Source organism: Campylobacter canadensis, from assembly GCF_013177655.1.
Lineage (GTDB): Bacteria > Campylobacterota > Campylobacteria > Campylobacterales > Campylobacteraceae > Campylobacter_E > Campylobacter_E canadensis.
In genome coordinates this window covers 159619-184126 of the sequence record NZ_CP035946.1, presented here as the reverse complement: position 1 = coordinate 184126, position 24508 = coordinate 159619, and the positions used below count along the sequence as shown (strand labels likewise).

At 26.7% G+C, this 24508-nt stretch carries 24 protein-coding genes and 1 pseudogene; 11 read left to right on the top strand and 14 right to left on the bottom strand.

The features are described from left to right. Positions 1 to 53: 53 nt before the first annotated feature. The 6 genes from CCANL266_RS00860 to CCANL266_RS00835 are packed head-to-tail and all read left to right on the top strand — an operon-like array spanning position 54 to position 5901. Positions 54 to 1025 carry an RluA family pseudouridine synthase gene (locus CCANL266_RS00860; RefSeq protein WP_172230067.1) on the top strand — a complete coding sequence of 324 codons (972 nt, stop codon included), beginning with the start codon at positions 54 to 56 and terminating at the stop codon, positions 1023 to 1025. Then, positions 979 to 2169: a fibronectin type III domain-containing protein gene (locus tag CCANL266_RS00855; RefSeq protein ID WP_172230064.1), complete on the top strand. Its 1191-nt coding sequence runs from the start codon at positions 979 to 981 to the stop codon at positions 2167 to 2169. Before CCANL266_RS00860 ends, CCANL266_RS00855 begins: the two co-directional genes overlap by 47 nt. After that, positions 2169 to 3296, top strand: coding sequence for a tRNA (guanosine(46)-N7)-methyltransferase TrmB (gene trmB, locus CCANL266_RS00850; protein WP_172230061.1), 1128 nt, complete (start codon positions 2169 to 2171; stop codon positions 3294 to 3296). Before CCANL266_RS00855 ends, trmB begins: the two co-directional genes overlap by 1 nt. Next, positions 3289 to 3957, top strand: coding sequence for a cell division ATP-binding protein FtsE (locus CCANL266_RS00845; RefSeq protein ID WP_172230058.1), 669 nt, complete (start codon positions 3289 to 3291; stop codon positions 3955 to 3957). Before trmB ends, CCANL266_RS00845 begins: the two co-directional genes overlap by 8 nt. After that, positions 3944 to 4747, top strand: coding sequence for a hypothetical protein (locus CCANL266_RS00840; protein ID WP_172230055.1), 804 nt, complete (start codon positions 3944 to 3946; stop codon positions 4745 to 4747). The genes CCANL266_RS00845 and CCANL266_RS00840 overlap by 14 nt, the downstream gene beginning before the upstream one ends. Then, positions 4744 to 5901, top strand: coding sequence for a murein hydrolase activator EnvC family protein (locus CCANL266_RS00835; RefSeq protein ID WP_172230051.1), 1158 nt, complete (start codon positions 4744 to 4746; stop codon positions 5899 to 5901). The genes CCANL266_RS00840 and CCANL266_RS00835 overlap by 4 nt, the downstream gene beginning before the upstream one ends. A gap of 2 nt (positions 5902 to 5903) precedes the next feature. Here CCANL266_RS00835 and CCANL266_RS00830 read toward each other — a convergent pair whose 3' ends face one another. From CCANL266_RS00830 to aspA, 3 genes are all read right to left on the bottom strand, one after another. Beyond that, the gene (locus tag CCANL266_RS00830) at positions 5904 to 6758 is read right to left on the bottom strand and encodes a menaquinone biosynthesis family protein (RefSeq protein WP_172230048.1); all 855 of its coding nucleotides are present in this window, start codon (positions 6756 to 6758) and stop codon (positions 5904 to 5906) included. Positions 6759 to 6840: 82 nt separating this feature from the next. After that, positions 6841 to 7635: a 5'-methylthioadenosine/S-adenosylhomocysteine nucleosidase gene (locus tag CCANL266_RS00825; RefSeq protein WP_172230045.1), complete on the bottom strand. Its 795-nt coding sequence runs from the start codon at positions 7633 to 7635 to the stop codon at positions 6841 to 6843. Between the two features lie 147 nt (positions 7636 to 7782). Then, positions 7783 to 9183, bottom strand: coding sequence for an aspartate ammonia-lyase (aspA, locus tag CCANL266_RS00820; protein WP_172230042.1), 1401 nt, complete (start codon positions 9181 to 9183; stop codon positions 7783 to 7785). Between the two features lie 62 nt (positions 9184 to 9245). Here aspA and CCANL266_RS00815 point away from each other — a divergent pair, with 62 nt between their 5' ends. The 3 genes from CCANL266_RS00815 (at position 9246) to CCANL266_RS00805 (ending at position 11174) form a co-directional block, all read left to right on the top strand. Then, entirely contained in the window at positions 9246 to 9956 is a 711-nt protein-coding gene (locus CCANL266_RS00815) for a TerC family protein (RefSeq protein ID WP_172230039.1), read from the top strand. Between the two features lie 61 nt (positions 9957 to 10017). After that, a complete protein-coding gene (gene trxB / locus CCANL266_RS00810) occupies positions 10018 to 10950 on the top strand; it encodes a thioredoxin-disulfide reductase (protein ID WP_172230036.1) in 933 nt (310 codons plus the stop codon). Continuing rightward, positions 10950 to 11174 (top strand): hypothetical protein, encoded by a 225-nt coding sequence (locus CCANL266_RS00805; RefSeq protein WP_172230033.1) that lies wholly within the window; start codon positions 10950 to 10952, stop codon positions 11172 to 11174. Before trxB ends, CCANL266_RS00805 begins: the two co-directional genes overlap by 1 nt. 204 nt (positions 11175 to 11378) lie before the next feature. Here CCANL266_RS00805 and cas9 read toward each other — a convergent pair. From cas9 to aldA, 3 genes and pseudogenes are all read right to left on the bottom strand, one after another. Then, a pseudogene (cas9, locus tag CCANL266_RS00800) lies at positions 11379 to 12074 on the bottom strand (type II CRISPR RNA-guided endonuclease Cas9); the annotation flags it as partial. 6 nt (positions 12075 to 12080) lie between these two features. Continuing rightward, positions 12081 to 14009: a methyl-accepting chemotaxis protein gene (locus tag CCANL266_RS00795; protein WP_172230030.1), complete on the bottom strand. Its 1929-nt coding sequence runs from the start codon at positions 14007 to 14009 to the stop codon at positions 12081 to 12083. 174 nt (positions 14010 to 14183) lie between these two features. Continuing rightward, positions 14184 to 15623, bottom strand: coding sequence for an aldehyde dehydrogenase (gene aldA, locus CCANL266_RS00790; RefSeq protein WP_172230027.1), 1440 nt, complete (start codon positions 15621 to 15623; stop codon positions 14184 to 14186). A gap of 199 nt (positions 15624 to 15822) precedes the next feature. Here aldA and CCANL266_RS00785 point away from each other — a divergent pair, with 199 nt between their 5' ends. Together CCANL266_RS00785 and CCANL266_RS00780 are read left to right on the top strand one after the other, a co-directional pair. Further along, on the top strand, positions 15823 to 16704 hold the full coding sequence (locus CCANL266_RS00785) for a FecR family protein (protein WP_172230024.1): 882 nt from the start codon (positions 15823 to 15825) through the stop codon (positions 16702 to 16704). Next, on the top strand, positions 16701 to 17930 hold the full coding sequence (locus tag CCANL266_RS00780; RefSeq protein WP_172230021.1) for a tetratricopeptide repeat protein: 1230 nt from the start codon (positions 16701 to 16703) through the stop codon (positions 17928 to 17930). Before CCANL266_RS00785 ends, CCANL266_RS00780 begins: the two co-directional genes overlap by 4 nt. 417 nt (positions 17931 to 18347) lie before the next feature. Here CCANL266_RS00780 and CCANL266_RS00775 read toward each other — a convergent pair whose 3' ends face one another. From CCANL266_RS00775 to CCANL266_RS00740, 8 genes are all read right to left on the bottom strand, one after another. Continuing rightward, positions 18348 to 18734, bottom strand: coding sequence for a hypothetical protein (locus CCANL266_RS00775; protein WP_172230018.1), 387 nt, complete (start codon positions 18732 to 18734; stop codon positions 18348 to 18350). Next, positions 18731 to 19492 (bottom strand): exodeoxyribonuclease III, encoded by a 762-nt coding sequence (locus CCANL266_RS00770; RefSeq protein WP_172230015.1) that lies wholly within the window; start codon positions 19490 to 19492, stop codon positions 18731 to 18733. The genes CCANL266_RS00775 and CCANL266_RS00770 overlap by 4 nt, the downstream gene beginning before the upstream one ends. Positions 19493 to 19526: 34 nt before the next feature. Continuing rightward, complete coding sequence (gene rpsR / locus CCANL266_RS00765) at positions 19527 to 19787, bottom strand: 30S ribosomal protein S18 (RefSeq protein WP_172230012.1); 261 nt, start codon at positions 19785 to 19787, stop codon at positions 19527 to 19529. Positions 19788 to 19797: 10 nt separating this feature from the next. After that, positions 19798 to 20325 carry a single-stranded DNA-binding protein gene (locus CCANL266_RS00760; RefSeq protein WP_172230009.1) on the bottom strand — a complete coding sequence of 176 codons (528 nt, stop codon included), beginning with the start codon at positions 20323 to 20325 and terminating at the stop codon, positions 19798 to 19800. Positions 20326 to 20340: 15 nt separating this feature from the next. Further along, complete coding sequence (rpsF, locus tag CCANL266_RS00755; protein WP_172230006.1) at positions 20341 to 20760, bottom strand: 30S ribosomal protein S6; 420 nt, start codon at positions 20758 to 20760, stop codon at positions 20341 to 20343. A 92-nt stretch (positions 20761 to 20852) separates the two neighbouring features. Beyond that, positions 20853 to 21800 (bottom strand): hypothetical protein, encoded by a 948-nt coding sequence (locus tag CCANL266_RS00750; RefSeq protein ID WP_172230003.1) that lies wholly within the window; start codon positions 21798 to 21800, stop codon positions 20853 to 20855. Continuing rightward, positions 21793 to 23688: an RNB domain-containing ribonuclease gene (locus CCANL266_RS00745; RefSeq protein ID WP_172230000.1), complete on the bottom strand. Its 1896-nt coding sequence runs from the start codon at positions 23686 to 23688 to the stop codon at positions 21793 to 21795. Before CCANL266_RS00745 ends, CCANL266_RS00750 begins: the two co-directional genes overlap by 8 nt. Continuing rightward, positions 23681 to 24499 carry an HDOD domain-containing protein gene (locus tag CCANL266_RS00740; protein WP_172229997.1) on the bottom strand — a complete coding sequence of 273 codons (819 nt, stop codon included), beginning with the start codon at positions 24497 to 24499 and terminating at the stop codon, positions 23681 to 23683. Before CCANL266_RS00740 ends, CCANL266_RS00745 begins: the two co-directional genes overlap by 8 nt. Positions 24500 to 24508 lie beyond the last annotated feature (9 nt).

Here is a 24508-nt window from a genome sequence, read left to right as displayed (position 1 = left end):
CATCCTTTTGCTAAATTCTTATAAAAATAAAATATCTATAAAAAAGGTTAATATTGAGTAAAATCATTTCTACTAGCACACAAAGACTTGATGTTTTTTTATCAACTTACTTAAATTTATCAAGAAATCAAATTGCTACTTTGATTAAAAATGAAAAAGTAAAGGTAAATTCTAAAATAGTAAAAGCTTCTTTTAAGCTAAATATTGATGATGAAATAGAATATGAATTTATACAAGCAAAAGAAAAAGAAAACAAATATGAAGCAAAATTTGATGTAGAAATAATTTACGAAGATGATGATATTTTGCTTGTAAATAAGCCAATTAATGTAGCAACCCACGGAGCAAGTTCTTTAAAAGAAGCTTCCTTGGTTGAATGGCTATTGCAAAATAATTATAAATTATGCGATATAAATGGTAATTTTAGAGCTGGTATTGTACATAGGCTAGATAAAGCCACAAGCGGAGCTTTAATAGTTGCAAAAAATAATAGTTCTTATGAATTTTTAGCAAATGAAATTAAAAATAGATTAGTTGATAGAATTTATTTAGCAATCACAAATGATTTTATAAACAAAGATTACATTGAATGCTACATAAAAAGAAATGAAAAAAATCGCTTAAAAATGCAAGCTTTAAGCCTTGAAGAATGCAAGAAAAAATATAAAGAAAATATAGACAAATACGGTAAATTATCAAAAACTAATTTTATTAATTTAGATAAAAACAATAAAGCTGCTTTAATAGCTGCAAAACTGCAAAGCGGTAGAACTCATCAAATTAGAGTAAGCCTTGCTAGTGTTAATCGTTATATTTTAGGAGATACACTTTATGCAAAAAATCAAAATGAAAAAAGATTAATGTTGCATTCATTTTTTATTGCTTTTACTCATCCGCAAAGTAAAAAAAGAATGCAATTTATTGCTAATTTTGATGAAAATTTTAAAGAAAAATTACAAGAATTTAAAAAGGAGACTTATGACAAAGATTACGCATTACGCTTGCTTAGGGATTTTAGCATTTAGTTTAGCAGCTTGTGGAGCAAATGGTGTAAAAAATTTACCTACTCTTGATAGCATTTCTCAAATTAAAAATATAAAAACATTAAAAGATATGCAAGAAATTGCCTTTGAATGGGACCCGCTTTATGATGAAAATATTGAAGGCTTTTTAATTTACGCTAGTAAAAATGATGAAAGCGAAAAGAAATTAATTGCTAATATAAAAGATAAATACAAAACTCATTATGTGCATACAAAATTAGAGCCTAATACAATTTATAATTATTCTTTTATTGCTTACACAAAAGAAGCCTTATCAAAAGAAAGTGTAATAAGTGTAAAAACAAGCACAAAGGTAGAACCTGTGCCTTTTGTACAAGCAATTTCAGGCTTACCAAATAAAATAAAAATAATCTGGAGACCGCACCCTGATGCAAGGGTTAGCTCTTACATAGTAGTAAAACAAAGTGCAAATTCTGATAAATTTAAAGAAATAGCAAGTGTAGATAATAGATTAAGCGCAGAATACATTGATAATACAAAACCAAACGAGTATGCAAAATACGCAGTAATAGCAAAAACTTACAATGGAATTAAAAGCGATTTAAGCGAATTTAAAGAAGCTACAAGCAAGGTTTTACCACCTATGATTACTAATTTAAGCGCTACAACCAATGTGCCTAAAAAAATTATTTTAACTTGGGATGCGCCTATTTATAAAGATTTTTCACATTATAAAATTTATAGTTCTAATTCTAAATTTTTACCATTTAGCCTTTTAGCAACTACAAAAAACACAAATTACACAGACGAAGTAGAAAAAGATGCTTATAATAAAACTTATTATGTAACTATGGTTGATGTTGATGGACTTGAGAGTAAAAGCGATGGAATTTATGTTACAGGTATGAGCCTTGATAAGCCAAAAACTCCTATTTTTACAGGTTATAATATTTTAAATGATAATAGTATTTATATTAGCTTTAAAGCCTCTGATAACCGTGTAAAAAAGTTTAATATTCTTAAAAATTCTCAAGAATTTTTAAATAATGTAAGCCAAAATAATTTTACTGATAGTGCTTATACAAAAGGCGATACTTATCAAATAATAGGTATTGATGAATATGGTATTAGCTCAAATATAAGCGATAAATTAAAGATAAAATAATGCCGAATTTTAAGTGTAAAAATATAAAAGAACTTTCTTTGCCTTTTAGTAAAGATGGCGTTGGCTTTTGTTTTCAAACAAAATATGAGCAAAATAAAAAATTCATCTTTACTAAAGTTAATGATGAGAGCTTTTTTTTGCAAATTAATAAAAAAGATGAATATGTAGTAAAAATTGATAAATTAAGCAAAATTACTAATTTGCAATTAATGCAAAAGGCTTTAGAAGTTTTTATGAATAATTTTTGTGAAGATATTACAAACAAAGCCTTTTATTTTAATGAAAACAAAAAACTAGCAAATAATATACTCTCAAGTGCTTTAGCTGCTGCAAATTACATTAATAATTGTAAAAAAGATGTATTTATTGAAATTGGCTTTGGCAGCGGAAGACACCTTTTAAAACAAGCACAAAACAATAAAGAAGCTATTTTTATTGGTATTGAAATACATAAACCTAGCTTAATTCAAGTTAGCAATCTTGCTAAGGATTTAGATAATATTTTATTACTTGATTTTGATGCAAGAATGGTGCTTAAATTATTAAAAAACAATAGTATTAACGGGCTTTATTTACACTTTCCTGTACCTTGGGATGATGCGATTAGCAGAAGGGTTATTTCTAAAGAATTTAAAGAAGAATTATTTAGAATTTTAAAAATTAATGCCTTTTTTGAATTAAGAAGCGATAGTTTAAATTATACAAAATATGCCTTAGAGCTTTTTAGCGATGATGATTATGTATTGCTAAAAAACAAAGAAGCTTTTATAGTAAGCAAATATGAAGCTAGATGGCAAAAAATGGGCAAGGATATATATGATTTTATCTTTTATAAAAAAGAAGATAAAACAAATGATGTAAATAAAAAAGAATACGATTTAAACTTTAGTGTAAAAAAACTAAAAAAATGCTTTTTTAAAGCAGAGGATTATTTTGTAAAACTTGATAGAATTTATGATTGTGATGATGCTTTTAAAATAGCAAGAATTTCTTATGGGGCTTTTCATTCTCCAAGCTCATCTTATATTTTAGTAAAAGATAAAATCAACTTTTTATTTTTTGATTTTTGTGCAAGTAATGAAAATATAAAAGCTCTTGAAAAATTAAAGGAATTATTAAATGAATAGTGTAATTTTACACGCAAAAAATCTAAGTATTGCTTATAAAAATGAAGTAATAATAAAAAACGCTTCTTTTGATGCAAAAGAAGGCGAATTTATTTTTATAACAGGAAAAAGCGGTAGTGGTAAAACAACTATTATTAAAAGTTTGTTTGGCGAGATTGATTTTAATGGAGAATTATTTGTAAATTATAAAAATCTAAAAAATATTAATCCTATTTCTCTTTTAAAGCTTAGAAGAAGTATAGGTATTGTTTTTCAAGATTATAAATTAATTTCAGATTTAAAAGTATTTGAAAATATTGCCTTGCCATTAAAAATAGCTGGTTTATCAAATGCTAAAGTAACAAAGCATACAAATATGCTTTTAGATTACATAAAATTATCTCATAAAGCAAAAAAATACCCTTATGAGTTAAGCGGTGGCGAGCAGCAAAGAATTGCGGTTGCAAGGGCTATTATTCATAATCCTAAGCTAATAATTTGCGATGAACCAACAGGGAATTTAGATATTCATTCAGCAGATATTATTTGGCAAATGCTTGAAGGTGCTAAAAAAAGTTTTAATTCTTGTGTTTTAGTAACAACTCACCACATTCCAAATGCTATTAATTTTGCTTATAGGCATTTTAATATTGAAAATGGAGTTTTAAATGAATTCTTTTAAACTACATCTTGGTTTTATTTTTCCTTTGTTTATTGTTTGCTTTTGTTATGAGTGTTTATTTTTTGTAAAAAGCATTAATGAAAATTATGCTCAAGCTTTAAATAAAGATTATAGCGTTATTATTTTAAGCAATAAAGCACTAGGAATTGATGATTTAAAAAATATTTCATACATAAAATCAATAGAAGAACTTGATTTAAAAAAGGTAAAAGAGCAATTAAAAAATAATATTTCAGAAAAGAATTTAAACAACCTTTTTAACAGACTTCCAAGATTTTATAATTTAAAATTCAGCAAATTTATTTCAGAGCAAGATTTAAAAACCATAACAACACAGCTAGAAAAAATCAAGCAAATTACAAAAATTCAAACCTTTTCAAAAACACATATAAAAGTCTATAAACTACTTGTTTTCATAGAAAAAATAAGTTTTATAAGCTTTGTATTGATTACTTTATTATCAATTGCTTTAATTGCTAAGCAAATTAGCATTTGGTTATATTTTTACAAAGAAAAAATATATATTTTAAATATCTTTGGAGCTTCCTTTTTTTATAAAGCTTCATCAATGCTTAAAATGATTTTTATTGATAATTTATTTTGCTTTGCGATTTTATTTTTACTATTTGATAATATTTATAAATTTTCTTTTATTACTGCTTTATTTGATTTTTTAGAATTAGATTTAATAAAGATTGATTTTAGCCTTAGTTTAATTCAAATTTGTCTTTATTCTTTGGCTTTTTCTTTTTTATGCGTTTTATTTGTAATGTTTAGGGCAAAAAGATGAAAAAATTTGCAATTTTATTGCTTTTTGCCTTATGTTTAAATGCAAATTCAATAAGTAAAAATGAAAAGCAATTGCAATTAAAAAAACAAGAGCAAGAGCAGCTTTCTAAAAAAATTGAAGATTTAGCAAATGAAATAATTCAAGGAGAAAAAAAGCTAGAACAAATTAATTCTCAAGTAAATTTAGCAAGTAAAAAAACAAAGGAATTACAAGAATTAGTAAATGCGCAAAATAACGAGCTAGATATAATCATCTTGCAAAATAAAGAGCTAGTAAATGAGCAAAATAAACTTGAAAATAAACTTATTGATATAATTTCAAAAGATTATGCTTATGATTTAATTAGCCCTGATGATTTTATTGAAAGCGCTGATAGCATTGTAAATAAAGAGATTTTGCTTAATCTTTCTTTGGTTTTAAAAGATGAATATAAATTATTAGCAAGTGAATATATAAAAACATCACAAAAAATAGACTACAAACAAAGAAGAATTAATGAAATAAATAACAATATTAAAGATTATAAAAACAAAGAAAAAGAATTAAATAAATTAAAAAATGAGCAAGAAAAATTAGTAGCAAAACAAAAATTAGATGAAAGAATTTACAAAGAAAGATTAAGCAATCTACAAAAGCAGCAAGATGAATTAAGAGCAACTTTGCAAAAATTAAAAATTATTGAAGAAAACAAACAAAAGCAAAATGTAGCAAACAAAAGTATAAATGTAAAACACTCAACAACTTTAAATACCGATACAAAGGTTATTAAATATAGTGGTGCAAAAACTATTTCTCCTTTGCAATCTTATTCTTTAAAGCAAAAATTCGGCGAATACGAAGACCCAATTTACAAGCTTAAGATTTTTAATGAAAATGTTATTTTACGCTCAAATGATATTAATGCAAATGTAAGAGTTGTGCTTGATGGAAAGGTAGTCTTTGCTAATGATACTGCGGTGCTTGATAAGGTTGTAATAGTTGAACACGCAAATAAACTTCATACAATTTATGCGCATTTAGATAAATTTAGCCCACTTGCAAAAGTAGGCTCTGTAGTAAAAAAAGGCAATATAATAGGCAAGGTTAAGCAGGATTTAACCTTTGAAGTAACACAAAAGAATTTTCATATAAATCCTATGGATTTAATTAAATAATTTTAAGAATTTCTTAATTCTTCATATTCTAAAGGTAATAAATTCTCTTCACATTTTACATTGCTATTAGCTAGTTTAAACAATAAATCTAAAGCTCTTTTTTGCTTGTCATTTAGGCAAATACTATCATCGTTTGCATATAAAGATAAATATTTTTCTAAATCTTTTTCATTCACTCTAACTTCGTTTTTGCTTAATAAAATAGCACTTAAACTTTTTTTATTTTGCGTTGCAACTTTTACTGCTTGCATTAATTCTTTTTCAATTTTAATTGCATCAAGTAAAACTAAAGACCTTCTAATCGCCATTCCACCAAGTGGTAAAGGCAAAATTTCTTTTTCATATTTTAAACAATATTCACACCAAATATCCCATATTTCTTTTTTTACTTCTAAGCTTTCATCATAATTTAAAATACTTTCGTGAATTAGCACTCCTGCATCTACCTTTTGCTCTAAAACTGCATTTTCAATATCTAAAAAATTCATATAAACAATCTTAGCCTTAGGATAAGCAAGTCTAAATAAAAGTGCGTTTGTTGTATGCTCTCCGCTTAAAGCAACACTAAAATTTTCTTTTAATTGCTTGTTTTTTAAGCAAATTAATTTAGGTCCATAGCCATTGCCAAAGCTTGTTGCCGTCCTTAAAAGTGCATATTCACTTGCAATTTTAGGGTACAAAGCAAAGGAAATTGCACACACATCATAAATATTATTAATCGCATCTTGATTTAAACTTTGTATATCTTTTGCATCATTTTCATATTTAAAATCACTACTAATCCAGCCATATTTAATAGCCGCATACATAAAAATATCATCAGCATCAGGGCTGTGAGCTAAGCTTATTTTTTTCATCTTTATCCTTTTTTTATTTTTTGTGATTTTACTAAGAATGTTTAATTAAAATTAAAAACTAGGCAAAATGCCTAGCTAGTAACTATTTTAAATATTTTACATTATCTAAATATTTAATAAAATTAATCACAAATTCCTGACAAGCAACCGTAGTATTTACATCAAAACTTTGTTTTTTAGGTTCAACATTTGAGATAATTCTAATCGCTAAATAAGGGATATTAAAAGCCTTTGCAACCTGTGCTACGCTAGAGCTTTCCATTTCTTCAGCATCGCTATTATAAACACTTCTTATATGCTTTATAACTTCAGTTTCTCTATTGTAAGCATCAGCAGTTGCAATAACTCCGCTTATAACTTTAAATTTTGTTGCTCTTGAGTATTCAAGTACATCTTTTACTAATTTTTCATCACTTGTAAAATATTTATAAGCATCATCTTCATTATCTTTTGTAAGTAAGGTTGTAGGGCTTAGCATTTGTTTTCTTGTTTTGTATGTTACTTTTTTGCTATCTGTTTGCTCTGTGTAGTAGCTTCCTGCGTTGTAAATCTTTTCTCCGATTACAATATCGCCTGTGTCTAATTTTTGATTATGAGCACCTGCTGTACCTTGATTTATAATAATATCAGGTTTGAAGTTTAAAATTCCTATTGTAGTTGCACTAGCAGCATTTACCATACCAACTAAGGTTCTTGAAACTATAACCTCACTAGAACCAATCTTGCCAGTATAAAAAAGGTAGCTACCAATTTTTATTTCTTTTTTATCTTTTAAAGCGTCTATTAACACATTTGTTTCACTTGTCATTGCACCTTGAACAAGTATTTTAGCTAATAGCACCTGCGACATTAAAACAATGAAAAATAATTTTTTCATAAAATCTCCTTGTGTAAAAATTTAAATCTAAGCTCTTAGGCTTAAAAAATTACACAAGGAAAAAATTGTGAAAAGCGAATTTATTTAAAAAAAATAAATAAACAGTAAAAAAACGCAACTTTTTTTTAAAAATTGCGTTAAAAAAAATTATTTTTTTATTCCTAAAGTTGGTTTTAACATATTTTCAGGACTTAGAATTTCATCTAATTGCTCTTTGTTTAATAACTTTCTTTCAAGTACTAAATCATAAACTCTTTTTCCTGTATTTAGTGCTTCTTTTGCTATTTTTGCACTATTTTCATAGCCAATGTAAGGATTAAGTGCGGTTACAATTCCAATTGAATTCATAACAAAATCTTTGCAAATTTGCTCGTTTGCGCTAATTCCATCAATACATTTATCAGCTAAAGTTTTCATAGCTTTTTCAAGCATTACGATACTATGAATTAAACTATAAGCTGCAAGTGGTTCAAATACATTTAACTGCAATTGTCCGCCCTCACAAGCAAGAGTTACGCTAACATCAGCTCCAATTATGTAAAAACAAACCTGATTTACAACTTCAGGTATAACAGGATTTACCTTACCAGGCATAATTGAGCTACCAGGCTGCATTTTTGGTAGATTTATTTCGTTAAAACCGCATTTTGGACCGCTTGAAAGTAATCTTAAATCATTACAAACTTTTGAAAGCTTAGTAGCTACTCTTTTTAAAACTCCGCTAATTTGTACGAAGGCTGAAGTATCTTGCGTTGCTTCAATTAAATCGGCTGCTATTGTAAAATTAGAGCCTGTTATTTCTTGTAAATATTTTGCAACAATAGGTGGATAATCAGGATGAGAGTTTATCCCTGTTCCAATAGCAGTTGCACCTAAATTAACTGCTAAGATTTGCTCTCTAGCGCTTTTTACCCTTTTAATATCTTCGCTAATCATTACGGCAAAGGTTTTAAACTCTCTTCCTAAAGTCATTGGCACTGCGTCTTGCAATTGAGTTCTTCCCATTTTAATTACATCTTTAAATTCCTCTGCTTTTCTTTCATAAGCTGCTTGTAAATATTCCATCGCCTTAGTTAAATCGCTTAAATATTCAAATAATGCTACTCTAATGCTGGTTGGATAAGCATCATTTGTGCTTTGAGATAAATTTACATGGTCGTTTGGATGACAAAATTCATATTCTCCTTTTTTATGCCCTAAATATTCTAAAGCAATATTTGCAATAACTTCATTTGCATTCATATTTGTGCTAGTTCCTGCACCACCTTGAATCATATCTACTATAAATTGGTCGTGATATTTGCCCTTAATAATTTCATCACAAGCAAAACAAATTGCATCTTTGATTTTTTCATCTAATAAAGCTAATTTTGCATTGGCTAAAGCACAAGCTTTTTTTACCTTAGCTAAAGAGATTATAAAGCGTGGAAAGTCTTTTAACCTTCTGCCTGAAATATCAAAATTCTGCACCGCTCTTAGCGTTTGCACACCATAATAACACATATCATCAATTTCTAATTCACCTAAAAAATCGTGTTCTTTTCTCATTTTTACTCCTTTTTTTAATAAAATTTATTACAATGTATATTTTAACTTAGGAAAGGAAATTTATGTTTGAATGGATATTTTCTACACAAGGCTGGTTAAGTTTTGTAACACTCTTAATGCTTGAAATTGTTTTAGGTATAGATAATATTATTTTTTTAACAATCTTAGTAAGTAAATTACCAAAACACTTACAAAACAAAGGAAGAATTTTAGGTCTAGCCTTTGCAATGATAACTAGAATAATTTTATTATTTAGCATTTTCTGGCTTAGTAAATTAACCACAACCTTATTTAGCATAGCAAGCAATGAAATTAGCGGAAGAGATTTAGTATTAATTGGTGGGGGAATATTTTTAGTAATAAAATCAATAAAAGAATTATTTGCAATGTATAAAGAAGAAGAGCAAAGCACATTTAAAGCTAGTGCGAATTTTTTTGTTGTAATTATTGAAATTGCTTTAATAGATATTGTATTTTCACTAGATAGCGTAATTACTGCGGTTGGTATTGCAAATGAGCTTAGTATTATGATTTTAGCTGTTATAATTGCGGTTATTTTTATGATGTTTGCTAGTGCCTTTGTTGGACGAATGGTAGAAAGATTTTACGAATTTAAAACTCTTGCATTGTTATTTTTAGTTTTAGTTGGAGCGGTGCTTGTTTGCGAGGGCTTAGAAGTTCATATTGATAAAGCTTATATTTATACAGCACTTGCTTTTAGTTTAATTTCAACTATTTTAAATGTAATTAAAAAAGCACAAGATGAAAAATAGTTTTATTAACTTATGAAAGATATTATTATCAAATAATAAAAATTATTATTTAGGAGTAAAAATGTTAGATTTAGCGATTATTGGTGGTGGCCCTGCAGGTCTTAGCGCAGGACTTTACGCAACTCGTGGTGGATTAAAAAATGTTGTTATGTTTGAAAAAGCAATGCCAGGCGGACAAATTACAAGCTCTAGTGAAATGGAAAATTATCCAGGCGTAGCTCAAGTTATGGATGGAATTAGCTTTATGGCACCTTGGAGTGAGCAATGTATGCGTTTTGGCTTAAAGCACGAGATGAAAGAAGTTGTTCGTGTAAGCAAAAAAGATGATGTGTTTGAGATATTATTAAGCGATAATACAAGCACTTTAGCAAAAAGCGTTATTGTTTGCACTGGTAGTGCTCCTAAAAAAGCAGGTTTTAAAGGGGAGAATGAATTCTTTGGTCGTGGTGTTAGCACTTGTGCAACTTGCGATGGCTTTTTTTATAAAAACAAAGAAGTAGCAGTTTTAGGTGGTGGAGATACAGCTTTAGAAGAGGCTTTATATTTATCAAAAATATGCAAAAAGGTTTATTTAATTCATCGTCGTGATGCTTTTCGTGCTGCACCAAGTACGGTTGAAAGAGTAAAAAAATGTGAAAATATTGAACTTATTTTAAATGCAAAAGTTGATGAAGTTTATGGTGATAATTCAGGCGTTACAGGAATTAAAATAGAATTTAACGATAAAAGCACTAAAGATTTAGCAATTCCAGGTATTTTTACCTTTGTTGGACTTGATGTAAGAAATGAAGTTTTAAAGCAAGAAAATGGCGAATTTTTATGCAAAATGAGCGAACAAGGAAATGTAATTGTAGATTTAAAAATGAAAACAAATGTAGCTGGTTTATTTGCTGCAGGAGATTTAAGACTTGATGCTTCAAGACAGGTTGTTTGTGCAGCGGCTGATGGTGCTACAGCAGCTTTAGGTGTAATTGCTTACCTTGAAGGTCATTAATGCTAAATAAAATAAAAATTGCATTAACTTCTCAAGATGATGATGAGTTAATGCAAGCAATTAACGAACTTGATAGCGACTACGCAAAAAGCTTAAATGCTGATGAATTAGTAGAATTTCAAGCCTTAATCGCTGAATGTAAAAAAGTAATTACAAGCAAAAAAGCTCAAGGTATTAAGCAGCAACAAAAGTTAAAAGAACTTGCAAATTACGCTAAATTATAAAGTTGATTATTAAGCTGCTTAAAGCTTAAGCTAGTTAGAGTTTTTAAGGTTAAAAGAGCCTTTAGCTATGATATTATTTGTAAAGCAAGTGATGGCTAAATAATAAAATGCAAATAATATCATTCAACATTTAAAAAAGCTGGGCTTTTATAAGCTATATTAAGAATATAGAAAAATTATTGTAAAAACAATAAAACAAGTATTAAAAAATGCTACGCTAAGCACTTCTTCTTCAAATTTCTTTGAAAAAGAAAAGCCAAATTCTCTTTGTTTTTGAAAAATAAGCTTTAATTCATCTTTTAAAAAGCTTTGTGCTATGCAGCGTTCATAACTTTCTTTTTTATTTCTAACATTTATAAATTCTTTGGAATTTTCTTTGAATTTTTGAAAATACTCTTTATAAAGATACTCGCCCACACTTTGATAATTTACTAATTTTTCTTCATTTTGCTTGATAGCTTTTAAAATCTTGCCTTTTTCTTCATCATCACTATTTTTAATATCATCATAGCCACGCCTTTTTGCAATATGTAAAATCACTCTTGCAAAATCTTGCTTATTTAAAAGCTCGTTTAAAGCTCTAAATCTTAACTCATAAGGGCTAATTAAAGAGCCTTTATAAGCTTTAGCTAAACTTTCATCAAAGCTTTGATAATCTTCGTAATTTAACTTAAATTCATTTGCGATTAAATGTTTTAAGTTATTTAGCCTTGCTTTGCGTCTAGCAAGGCGTTTTCTAGCACTTCTTGCAAGGCGTCTTGGCAAGGCTAGAGATTCTCCTGTTTTAGGATTTTCAGCCTTTGTAAAAATCCTAACTCCGCAATCTTTTAACTCATCATTTTCGCTAAACGCCCAGCCAATAGAGCTTATACCTATATCAAATCCTAAAATTTTTGCCATTTTTTTTTAAAATTTAGTTCTTGCTAAGTCTTGGGTTATATTATTTGCCAAACTATCAACCGCATTTGCCCTTTCATCGGTATTTTGCGCTATTAAGTCATTATTTTGACTAAGATTATCAATGGTTTTTACTTGCTCATTTATTATGTTAATATCCTTATTTTGCTCATTTATAATCTTATCAATATCATAAATCTGCCCTACAAGCATTTTTACATTTGCGTCAATTAAATTAAGTGATTGCTCTGTACTATTAGCTAAACGAGACACTTCTTCAGCCACAACAGCAAACCCCCTTCCATGCTCTCCTGCACTTGCTGCTTCAATGGTAGCATTTAAGGCTAAAAGTGCTATATCTTGAGAAATATCTTTAATGATATTTGTAATATTTACTATTTCTTCTGATTGAGAGATAATTTGCTTACTTTTTGTATTTGATTCTTCAATAGAATGAGTAATTTTACTAATTAAATCAGAACTATGATTTATGTTATCTCTAGCTAATTTAGAGCCTTTTTTAAGCTCTTGCATATTATCTTGTAAGATGTTTGAATTTATTTTTAACTCATCGCTTAACTTACTTTGAGAAAGCAACATTTTTCTAATTTCATCACACAGTTTATTTAAACTATGCTCTACCTTGCCATTTGCGTCATTTATTTTATTGCTAAAATTCATATTTGAATATTCTAAAAGTAAATTTTCAATTTTATTTATATCCTTACCTACTAGCTTTTGTAATTCACTTAACATTTGATTTAAAATATTTTTTAATTCTTTAATTCCTGGATTATTTGGCTCTTTATAAAGTGTGCAATTTAAATTCCCTGATTTAATCTGCATACTAATTTGAGTAATTTCACTAATGCTTTCTTTATCTTGAATATAGTTTTTTTCTAAACTCTCACAAGTTTTATTTATCTTATCTGCCATACTTTTAAACTCATCATTGCTTGTAATTACAATAGCTTCAATATTTTTAGTTTTATGAGATAAAAAGTCAAAAAAGCTATTTAATCCAAGTTCAATTTTTTTAAGATTATTTACTATATTTTTAGTGATAATATAAGCTAAAAGCATATTAATCCCTTGCACAAAAATAGCAATTATAATTTGTATCAACATACTATTTTTTGCTGCGCTTTCTTCTTCTTTTGCAAGATTTATAATGATTGATAATTCATTATTTGCATAAGTTTTAAACTGATTTATTACATCACTAGCATTTATAAAAAAATCTTTATTATCTACATTAAAATTATTATTAATATTATTGTTTAAAAAAATATTTATATATTCTTCTAATTTTTTATAAGAATTACTATTTAAAATGCCTTTCATATCGGCACTATCTTTAAGGTGCTTTATTAAGCTTTGAGTATTTTTATGCAAATACACAACACTTGCAAAGGTTTGTATATCAACTTCATCTTTTGCAAAAACTCCATTTAAAGTTCCTCTTAATTGCCCAAAATATTCTTTTGTGCTTAAAATTGTTTTTAGTTCTTGGGAATTCTTTGCAAATAAAGAGCTAATATCATCTAAAATTAAAGCGTTTTCATTTAACTTAAAAGCTATAAAATCAGTATAAGCTTGAATGATTTGCTTTGCGCTTTGCTTTGAATCTACTATTTTTCTAATTTCTGCAATTTTTGCCAATTCGCTATCGCTTGCGAATTCTTTTACTTTTAAGCGGTGTTCGTTAAGATTTTTAACATCTTGAGCTGATTTTAAAGCTGTGCTCATACCTCTTTCAGCTTGAACTAAGTGAATTAATTCATTATTTTTGTCAATAAGACTTACTTTATTTTCCACTGCTTTTGTGTCTTTATAAGTCTTGTAACTTTTATTTATTAAAGCAAGGTTGTAGATTAATAAAATAACTAAAAATACAAAAATTAATAAAAATAATTTCCTAGAAATTGTTAGTCTCATAATATTACCTTTAAAAGTGAAATTTATATATTTTATTTAAGTTCATTTAAAGAAATATAAATTTTATATTAATAATAAAAAACAAAATTATTTTATACTCTGAAAAGTAGAAAAATTATAATTTTATATTTATAAATATTTTTTTAACTGCATAAATTAATATGCAGTTATTTTTTATTTAGCTTTTTGATTGTAGTCAAGATAAACAACATGGGTTGCTAGATACTCGTAAAGCCCGTGTTTTCCATCAGCTCCACCTATTCCGCTCTTTCTAAATCCTGCATGAAAACCTTGCATAGCTTCAAAATTTTCTCTATTTATGTAAGTTTCTCCAAACTTAATTTCTTTGCAAGCTCTCATAGCAAGATTTAAATTTTCAGTATAAATACTACTTGTAAGCCCATATTCACAATCATTTGCCATATCAATCGCTTCATCTAAACTATCAAAAGATGTTACAGGTAAGATTGGTGCAAAGATTTCTTTTTGCATAATTTCATGCTCATGTTTTACATTTGAAAGCAAGGTAGCTGGGTAAAAATATCCGCTTGTGTCAGTGATTTTTCCACCAACTTCTAATCTAGCGCCATCTTTTAATGCTTGATTTAACATTTTATTTGCATTATCCACACCTGCTTGATTAATAAGCGGACCCATATCAAAATTAGCTTTTTTTGTATTTCCGAATGTGATTTTTTCAAATTCTTTTGCCATTTTTTCAATAAATTCATCATATCTTGATTTATGCACATAAACTCTTTCAGCACAATTACATACTTGTCCGTTATTGCAAATTCTGCTAGCCTTAATTGCATTAATTGCTAAATCCATATTAGCATCAGCACAAACAATAGCAGGTGCTTTACCACCAAGCTCTAAATTAACCTTAATTACATTTTTACTAGCCGCTTTCATAACAGCAATACCAGCCTCAACACTACCAGTAACGCTTACCATTCCTACATTTTCATTACTTGCTAATTCATCACCAATCTCGCTTCCTTTACCACCAACTAAATTAAACACCCCCTTAGGCAAGCCAGCTTCATGTACTAATTTTGCAAATTCATAAGCATTATTTGGAGTTAAAGAACTTGGTTTAATAACTATTGTATTACCTGTTACTAAGGCTGGAGCTAATTTTCTAACTATTAAAAAGAAAGGAAAATTCCAAGGTAAAATCCCTGTTGTAACGCCTATTGCTTGTCTAAATAAAAAAATATTTTCATTTGCTCTATCGCTTTGAATTATCTCACCTTCATAAGTTCTAGCAAATGATGCCATATAATCTAAATAATCGGCTGCAAAGTCAATTTCAACTTCAGCTAAAGAGCGTATTTTGCCTTGTTCTTCTTGTAAAATATCTGCTAAATGCAACCTATCTCTTCTAATTAAAGTTGCTATTTTTTTAAGATAATTCGCCCTTGTTATTGCAGGTAGCATTTCCCAAGATTTTTGAGCTTTTTTTGCAGCTAGGATTGCTCTTTTTGCGTCATCTTTGCTAGCCATTGCAACTTGTGAAATCTCTTCTTTTGTTGCTGGATTATAAACAGTTTGCATAGGGCGATTTTCTTTTACAAATTCACCATCAATATATAAATAATATTCTTTCATATTCTCTCCTTTTTAAAATGTGGTTAATTAAGAATATTCAAAAATTATTAATTATTTTTTGTATATACAAATTATTTTTATAAATATTTTTATTATGTGAAAAATTGTAACACTTTTATAAAAATAAATTAAGGATTTTAAGTTTATATTAAATGTTATTTAAATAGAATATGAAGTTTTTTTTAAAAAGGAGTTTAAAATGAAAAAGATTGTTTTATTATTTGTTTTAACACTTACTTTGTTTGCAAATATTGGGAAAATTAGTGCAATTAAAGGAGATGTTTTTATACAAAGAGATAATAAAGATATTAAAGCTAAAGCTAATGATGAAATACAGCAAAATGACTTAATCATCACAAAAAATAATGCTAAGGCACAAATTGTCTTTATAGATAACACAATTATTACTTTAGGTAAAAATACAAATTTAAATATAAAAGATTATGTAATTAACGGTGCAAATTCTAAGGTGAATTTAGAAGTAAATTCAGGTGTTTTTCAAGTAATTTCAGGAGAAATTTCAAAAATAGCTAGAGATAAATTTATTTTTCAAGCTAAAACCGCTACTATTGGTATTCGTGGAACGGTTTTTATGGGTAATTTAAATAATCTTAAAAACGATAAAGTTGCTTGTTTAAAAGGCGCTATTGATGTTAAAATTGGTAAAGATAAGTTCTTAATTAAAGCTGGAAAAGAAATCAACTTTACGCAGCATAAAATGCTAAATATCAATAAAATCAATAATGCTGATTACTCTATTTCAAAAACAAATTATTCTACTCAAAAAAATGATTATAAAAAGGCTGAGTACAAGAAAAATAACATAAAAGATAATTACTATGACTACAAGCAAAATAATTATAAAAAATATAATAATGCTAATTTTTTAGAATTTGATATAACTAAACAATGCCATGGCAACCCTTATTGTATTGAAAATAAAAGCAAATATGCAGGTCAAAAATATTATAAAAATCAATATAAAAGCAATAATAAAGGCAACTACAACAAAGATAAATACAAAGAATATAAAACAAATAATCCTTATTCTAAAAATATAAACAATAAAGGAAAACAATGAAAAAAATATTAATTTTATTAAATGCTGTTGTATTATTTGCTGCTAGTCTTTCTTTTAATGATGAGTTTAAAAAAGGAAATTATGAACAATCTTTTCATTTAGCTAAAGAGCTTTGCAAGATTGATTGTAATGATGAAAATTTAAATCTAGTTTTAGCAATTAGTGCTGATAAATTAAATAAAGATGATGAGGCTTTGGCTGCTTTTAATAGGGTTTTAATTTTAAACGAAGATAATATTAAAGCAAGATTATATTTAGCTAATTTGTATTTTAAAAATCAAAATTATGAATTTTTATATGATGAAATTGAATATCTAAAAGCCCATTTAAACAATCTTAATCAAGAACAAAAACAACAATTACAAAATATGATTAACAAATTAAATTCTAATTTTTCTTTAGCTTTTAGCACATCAATAACTTATGAAAATAACCCTTTATTTTCAAACGACAAAACAATTACTATTTACAATGAAAAAAAGGAAGCTCAACAATTTAAAAATACAAAAGAAAATGGTTCTTTTAGTAATATAACTAAACTTAATTTAGAATATGAAAATGAGTATTTTATTAGTGATTTTAGTGTAAATAATAAAGTTTATTTCAAAAAAGCATATCCTAATACAAGTACATTTAATTTTGGAATTGGTAAAAATATACAAGATTTCTCATTTAGACTTGCTTATGAATATAATTTTTTACAATCAAGCAGCTTGTATCAAGATTTTGATTTAAATATAATGTATTATAAAAATTTAAGTGATTTATATTCTTTACTTCTTAGCTACGACTTTGCTAAAGGTTATTTTTTTGGCTTAAAAGATGAAAATTACAATGAGCATAATTTTGTTATTGCAAATATTTTATCTTTAAATGAACATACATATTATTTTAATCTTTTATTTGATACGCAAAAAGCAAAAGATTCAATTAATTCTAATTACAATAAATATTCTTTTGAATTTATTTATTCAAGAATATTATCTAACAATTTTGATTTTAATGCTAGTGCTTTAATTAGCAAGGTGATTTATAAAGATGAAAATTTATCTTTTTTAAGCAAAAGAAAGGACACTATCTTTCAAGTAGATAGCTCTTTAATTTACAAAATAAACAAAGAGCATTCTTTAGAATTAAATGTAAATTATCAAACTCAAAGTTCAAATCAAAATATTTTTGATAGCAATAACTTGCTTAGTTCTTTAATTTATAAATACAAATTTTAGTAGTTTTTCTACTAAAATTTATTTTTATGTATTTATATTTTATATATTAATCAATATATTAAGTATAAAATTAAGCATAAAATAAAAAATACTAATGTGATTTCTATTTTAAAATAGCACTTTAAATTGATTTTTTAATAAAATAACGACTAGTAAGCATTTAAACAAACACAACTAATAAAATATTTATTTAATTTTATAAAGCACCTACTTGCTAGAATAATTTAGTTTTTAAAAGCTTAATTTCAATAAAATTTTATTTAGTTATACGACAAGATTTTAAAGCAAAATATATTAATATATTTACTACTACTTCTTTTAAACTATTAAATTAAATACACTAAAAATAGCAATCATTCAAATTGTAAGTTAAAGATATTTAAGCTATAAAATTAAACAAAGCTGCAAAAACTTAATTTATCTTTTAAATTCAATCTTTTTTGCTAGTAAAAGCGTATTATCAGTATATTTTATATAATCTAAACTTAGTGAATATATTTCGTAACCTAGTGCGAAATTTGCTTTTTTTTCTTTGGATAAAAATAGTTTTTTTTGTCTTTTAGTTGCGATATTTAATCTAGCTTGAGCCTGAATTCCTTTAATTGGATTAAGGCTGTAAATAGCAACTGAAACAAAGTCATTTTCTTTTATGTGTTTTGAATTTGGATGAGAAATAAATAATAAAGCTAATTCTTCTTCATCAAAAATATAAAACAAATTAGCACAATAAGGTTTATTTTCAACATTAAGTCCTAAAGTTAAAACCCTATTTGCTAATATAAATTCCTTGATTTTTTCATTCATAAATCAATATCAATGCCGACCGGACAATGGTCAGAACCATAAATATTATCTAAAATAAAAGCATCTTTTATTTTATCTTTTAAATTGTTACTAACAAAAAAGTAATCAATTCTCCAACCGACATTCTTCACTCTTGCATTAGCTCTATAACTCCACCACGAGTATTTGTTTTCAATATCTCCATTAACATATCTAAAACTATCACAAAAACCTGCCTTTAAAAGCTCATCAATCCAAGCCCTTTCAATAGGCAAAAAACCGCTAGTTTTTTCATTGGCTTTTGGGTGGGTTAAATCTATTGCTCTGTGTGCTGTATTTACATCTCCACATATAATAATTTTTTTATCCAATGCAAGTAATTTTTTAAGATAAAGTAAAAAATCATCATAAAATTTCATTTTATAATCAAGTCTTTCATCAGAACTTTGACCATTTGGAAAATAAATATTAAAAAGCACACAATCATTAAAACTGTGTTCTAAAACTCTACCTTCATTATCATCACAAAATAAAGCTTTATTGCTAATACAATCAAAATTTAAAAAGCTCATCACTCCTGAATATCCTGCTCTTTGTGCGGAATTTGCTTGTATTTGCTTAAAACCTAACTCATTAATAATTTTTGGGAATTGCTCTTCTTTTGCTTTAATTTCTTGAATACCTAAAAAATCACAATTAAATGATTTTACATCACTTATAAAACTTTCTTTTTGGCTAATTGCTCTTAGCCCATTTACATTCCAAGATATAAATCTCATAAATATAAAAAAATATTAGGCTTAAAGCCTAATATTATAAACTTTCAAATGGATTTGTAACTACGTTTTTGCGGTCACATACATAAGGAATTAATGCTACTGCTCTAGCTCTTTTGATTGCTAGTTCAACCATTTCTTGGTGTTTTTTGCTAGTACCTGTTAAGCGGCGTGGCATTATTTTAAATCTTTCTGATAATGCGTGTTTTAATAATGATGTATCTTTATAATCAATAAAATCAATTTTTGCTTCTGTAAATTTGCAATACTTTCTTGAATATTTTCTTTTTTCTGCCATTGGTTATCCTTTAAAATGGTAATTCATCGCTATCTTTTGTGTAAGTAGCGTTTGATAAATTATATTGGTTATTTTCCTGAACTCTTGGTGCTTGATTATTAAAAGACTTATTATTTTGCTGATAATTGTTTGTTGCAAATTGATTTTGTTGATTTTGATAATTTGCATTCATATTATTTTGCTGATAATAAGAATTAGAATTTGATGAATCATTTTGTTTTGTATCAAGCATTTCCATCTGTTCAACTACAATCTGAATCTTACTTCTATTTTGCCCATTTTGATCAGTCCAAGTTTGTTGCTGCAAAAAGCCTTCTACAGCAATTTTTGAGCCTTTTCTTAAATACTGATTTACAATTTCTGCAATTCTTGAGTAAAAAACAACATCTATAAATAAAGTTTCTTCTATTTTTTCACCATTATTGCTTCTATATCTGCTTGTGGCGATTGTATTATTCACAACTGCAGAACCAGTTGAATTTATAACTTTAAGCTCTACATCTTTGCTAAGTCTTCCAATTATAAAAACTTTATTCATAGCTAACTCCTTAAATTATTCGCTATCTTCTTCTTTTTGAGCTGCTGCTTTTGCTTTTTCGCCTTTGTCGCTTTTTTCAGCTCTTTCTTTAAATTTCTTTCCTGGTTTTTCGCCCTTAACAAGCTTTTCCCAAGCGCTAACTTCTCTTTTATTTTCGTATTTAACAATTAAAAATCTTATAATATCTTCAGTAATTCTTAAAACACGCTCTAATTCAGCTATTAATGTTGTAGGTGCTTCAAAATAAATTACATAATATGTTCCACGCTCATATTTATCAATTTTATAAGCTAATTTTCTAGTACCCATTGTCATTGTATGAGCAATTTTTGCACCATTTTTTTCTAAAGTTTGCTTTACAAACTCAACTCTTGCTGCTACTTCTTCATCTGTTAGCGTTGGCTTTAAGATGAATAAAACCTCGTAATGTTTCATATTTTCTCCTTTTGGATATTAAGCCTAAATTCTTTGTAATTTAAGCAAGGATTTTTTTGCAAAAAGCAAAACTAAATACTATCTTAATAAGCTTAGTTTTTTATTAAAAAATGCAATTTTATTAGCTGTGAAATCATTTTTTGTTGCGAGTAATCACTTGAATGCCTTTTTAAATCTAATTCACATTCTTGTAATAAAAGTAAAATATCTTTTGTTTTATAATCAATGATTCTTGCTGCTTGTTCTAATTTTTTACAAACATCAATTGGTGGCGTATATCCTAAACATACCTTAAAATCAATATTTGCGTTTTCTTTAACATAAGCAATAATGCTAAATAATCTTAAAAATTGAGAATATAATTTATTTAACAAAGCTATGCTGTCTTCGCTATTTACAATGCTATAAATTAAATTATTTACCTCATCATTAAAAATAAAAGCAAAGAAAAAATCATCAAAATTAATAAAATCATCTTCACTAACTTGCTCTTTTAAATCATTTATATTTAAACTTAAATTCTTGTATTTTAAAAGTTCGCAACCTGCCTTAAAAATATCAAATTCATAATTTCTTTCTAAAAATAATAAAGCCTCATAACTTGCTTTAATATTATAAAAAGCACAAAAATCATTTAAAATATTCATTCTTTCATTTGTATTTTTTTTATCAAAAACTCTTAAAAAATAACCATTAAAAACTTTTTCTATATCTGCTTGTGCTTTTATATTTCTTAAGCAAAAAATTAATTTTTTTTCATCATCGCAAAGGCTAATTAATGCTTTTAAATCTTTACTACTTAAAGCTTTAGTGCTTTCAATTATTAATAATTTACTATTAGAAAAAATAGAATTTTGAGATAAAAAATCATAAGCAGTATTTAAAGAACAATCACTTTGACTTAAAAATAATTTTTGCTCGCAAGAAAATTTCTTTTTTAATTGCTCTAATCTTAAAAATAAGCTTAATTCGCAACTGCCGTAAATAAAAAAATAATCAATTTTTTGATTTAAAACTCTAGGAAAATCTTTTTCATACATTTTTTATAACCTTTGCAAAAATACTAGCACTCATTAAATCCACTTCAATAATTTGCACAATAACATTAGAAAAAATAGGAAAGCAATTGTTATATAAAAACACTCTAGCTCCTTTTACTTCATCATCAAGTACAGCAATGCTCATTTTATCTTCATCATTTACAATAATTGCTTTAAACATATATCCTATACGCTTATTTGCAAAACGAGCAAATTTTCTATCAATAAAATCAAGGGCAACTTTTTGAGCGCTTCTTTCTAAATCACTAATTGAATTTGCTTTATTTGCAATATCTTCGCATAAATAATTATACATTTTTTCATTTTCGCTTTTTAGCAATCTATGTACTATTAAATCAGAATACCTTCTAATAGGACTAGTAAAATGAGTATAAAGCTCAAAACCTAAAGCAAAATGCCCTAAATTTTTATGCTGATAACAAGCCTTTTTAAAAGAACGAATTATTATTTTATCTACTTCACTTCTAAGCCCTATTTCATCAGCTAATTGTTGAATTTTAATTATATTTTCGTGCAAGGAATTTGTAGGGCTAAAATCAATTCCAATAATTTGCAATTCTTCATACATTTTTGCTATTTTTTGATAGTTTGGACTTTCGTGATTTCTAAAAATACCTACTTCTTGCAATCTTTTTGCTGCTGCTTTGTTTGCTAAAAGCATACATTCTTCAATTAATGAATGAGACGGGGTTGAACTTTCATAATATGTATTTATAATTTCTTGCTCTTTATTTAATTCTAATCTAAGCTCTTTTGTATCAAAATTAAAACCATTTTTAAGCCTTTTTGCTCTTATTTTATTTGTAACTTTATTTAATTTATAAATATAATTGCATTCTTTTAAGTCAATAGGGTTTTTTAAATATTCATCAACTTCATCATAATTAAATCTTCTTTTTGAATTTATTATCGCACTAAAAAGTTCTTCACTTTGCACATTTAATTCACTATCAAAAATAATTTTAAAGCCTAAAACTAATTTATTTTCATTTGGATTTAACGAACAAGCTCCTTCACTTAAAATTCTAGGTAACATTGGGATACTTTTATGTGGAAAATAAATACTAAATCCCCTTCTTAAAGCTTCATTATCTAAAGCACTAAATGCGCTTACATACTCGCTAACATCAGCAATTGCTACATATAAAGCATTTTCTTTTTCATCAAAATAAATAGCATCATCATAGTCTTTTGCGTGAATTGGGTCTATTGTACAAAAGGCTAAAGAGCTAAAATCTTTTCTATTTGGATAATAACTAGGTAAAATATCAAATATATAAGCCTTAGCTTCATCTAAACTAGCTTTATCAAATTCTTCAAATTTATTAAATAAAGCCATTGATATTTTTTCATCAACTAAATCATCGCTAATATGCCCTAAAACTTCTAAAATTTCATTATTTTCATTGTTTATTCTTAAAACTGTTCCAACCGGTAAAAGCTTTAAACTTTTTTGACTTGCTTTTAGCTGTCTTAATAAACCAGTATTAAAGCATTTACCGAAAATAAGTCCTTTTAACTTTTGAGTAAGTACAATGCTAAATTCACTTTGTCTTTTTAAAACCAATACAACACTAGCATTAGAATGATTTTTTTGCTTTACAAAAACTAAATCATTATTTAAAGCAGAATTTAAATCTTTTGCCTTTATAAACAAGTCTTTTTTCGTCTGAGTAGAAAGCAAATAAGCATCGCCATTTTTAGTTAAATCTATTTTTCCCCACACAAATAAATTATTTAAATAAAGGATTTTTTTGTGTTCGCTTATTATTTTTTCTTTTAATAAAATTTTTGCAAGTTCTTTTTGCTTGGAGTTTAATTCATCATAATTAACTCCAAGTTCTAATTTCTCTAAAAAATTAAGCATTTTGATTTAATATGCTTATAGCTTTATTTAATTCTTCGCTAAATAAATTCTCATCATTTGCTAATTTAATACAAGCATTAACTTCTTCTTCATCAAAAGCTTTAAATATATTTACTAAATTTAAAACTATATTTAAAGCACTTGCTTTTTGTTTTATATCGTTTGGAGCATTATCTAAATCAAGCGCATATTTAATTGAATCTATCATATCAATTTCTAAATTCCATTTATCAAACACTAAAGCAGCAACTTCTAATGAAGATAAACCTATTATTTGTCTTTCATACTCTTGTAGTTGGCTTGGATTTTGGATATTTTCTAAACCGCTTAAAAACTCAGCTACCATATTTCTTTCTGCTAATTCACTTGAAATTATTATTTTACCTATTTCTAGCATAAACGAAGCTGGAATAATAGTGTTTTTGATACTTTCACCTGCTTTAGCCAGCCAGTTTATAGCTAAAGAATTTTGCATAGTTGAAAGTTCTAAAAATTTTGCCTCATTTAATTTATATGCACTTAAATCAATTTTAAAAGAATTCTTAACAGCAGCATTTAAAGCAAAACCTTTAATGGTAGTCATACCAAATAAATTTACAGCATATTTAACATTATTAATCTCTCTTGAAAAGCCATATAAAGGAGAATTAGCTGATTTTAAAATATTTGCTGTAAGCATAGGGTCTTTTTCAACCACTTTTGATAAATCATCAATTGAAGCATCTGCACTATTGCAAATTTGCTGGATTTGAATCGTGCTTTCATTTAAAGGTGGAAGCATTTTAATCTTGTTTAAAATAAATTCTTGCATATTATTTAA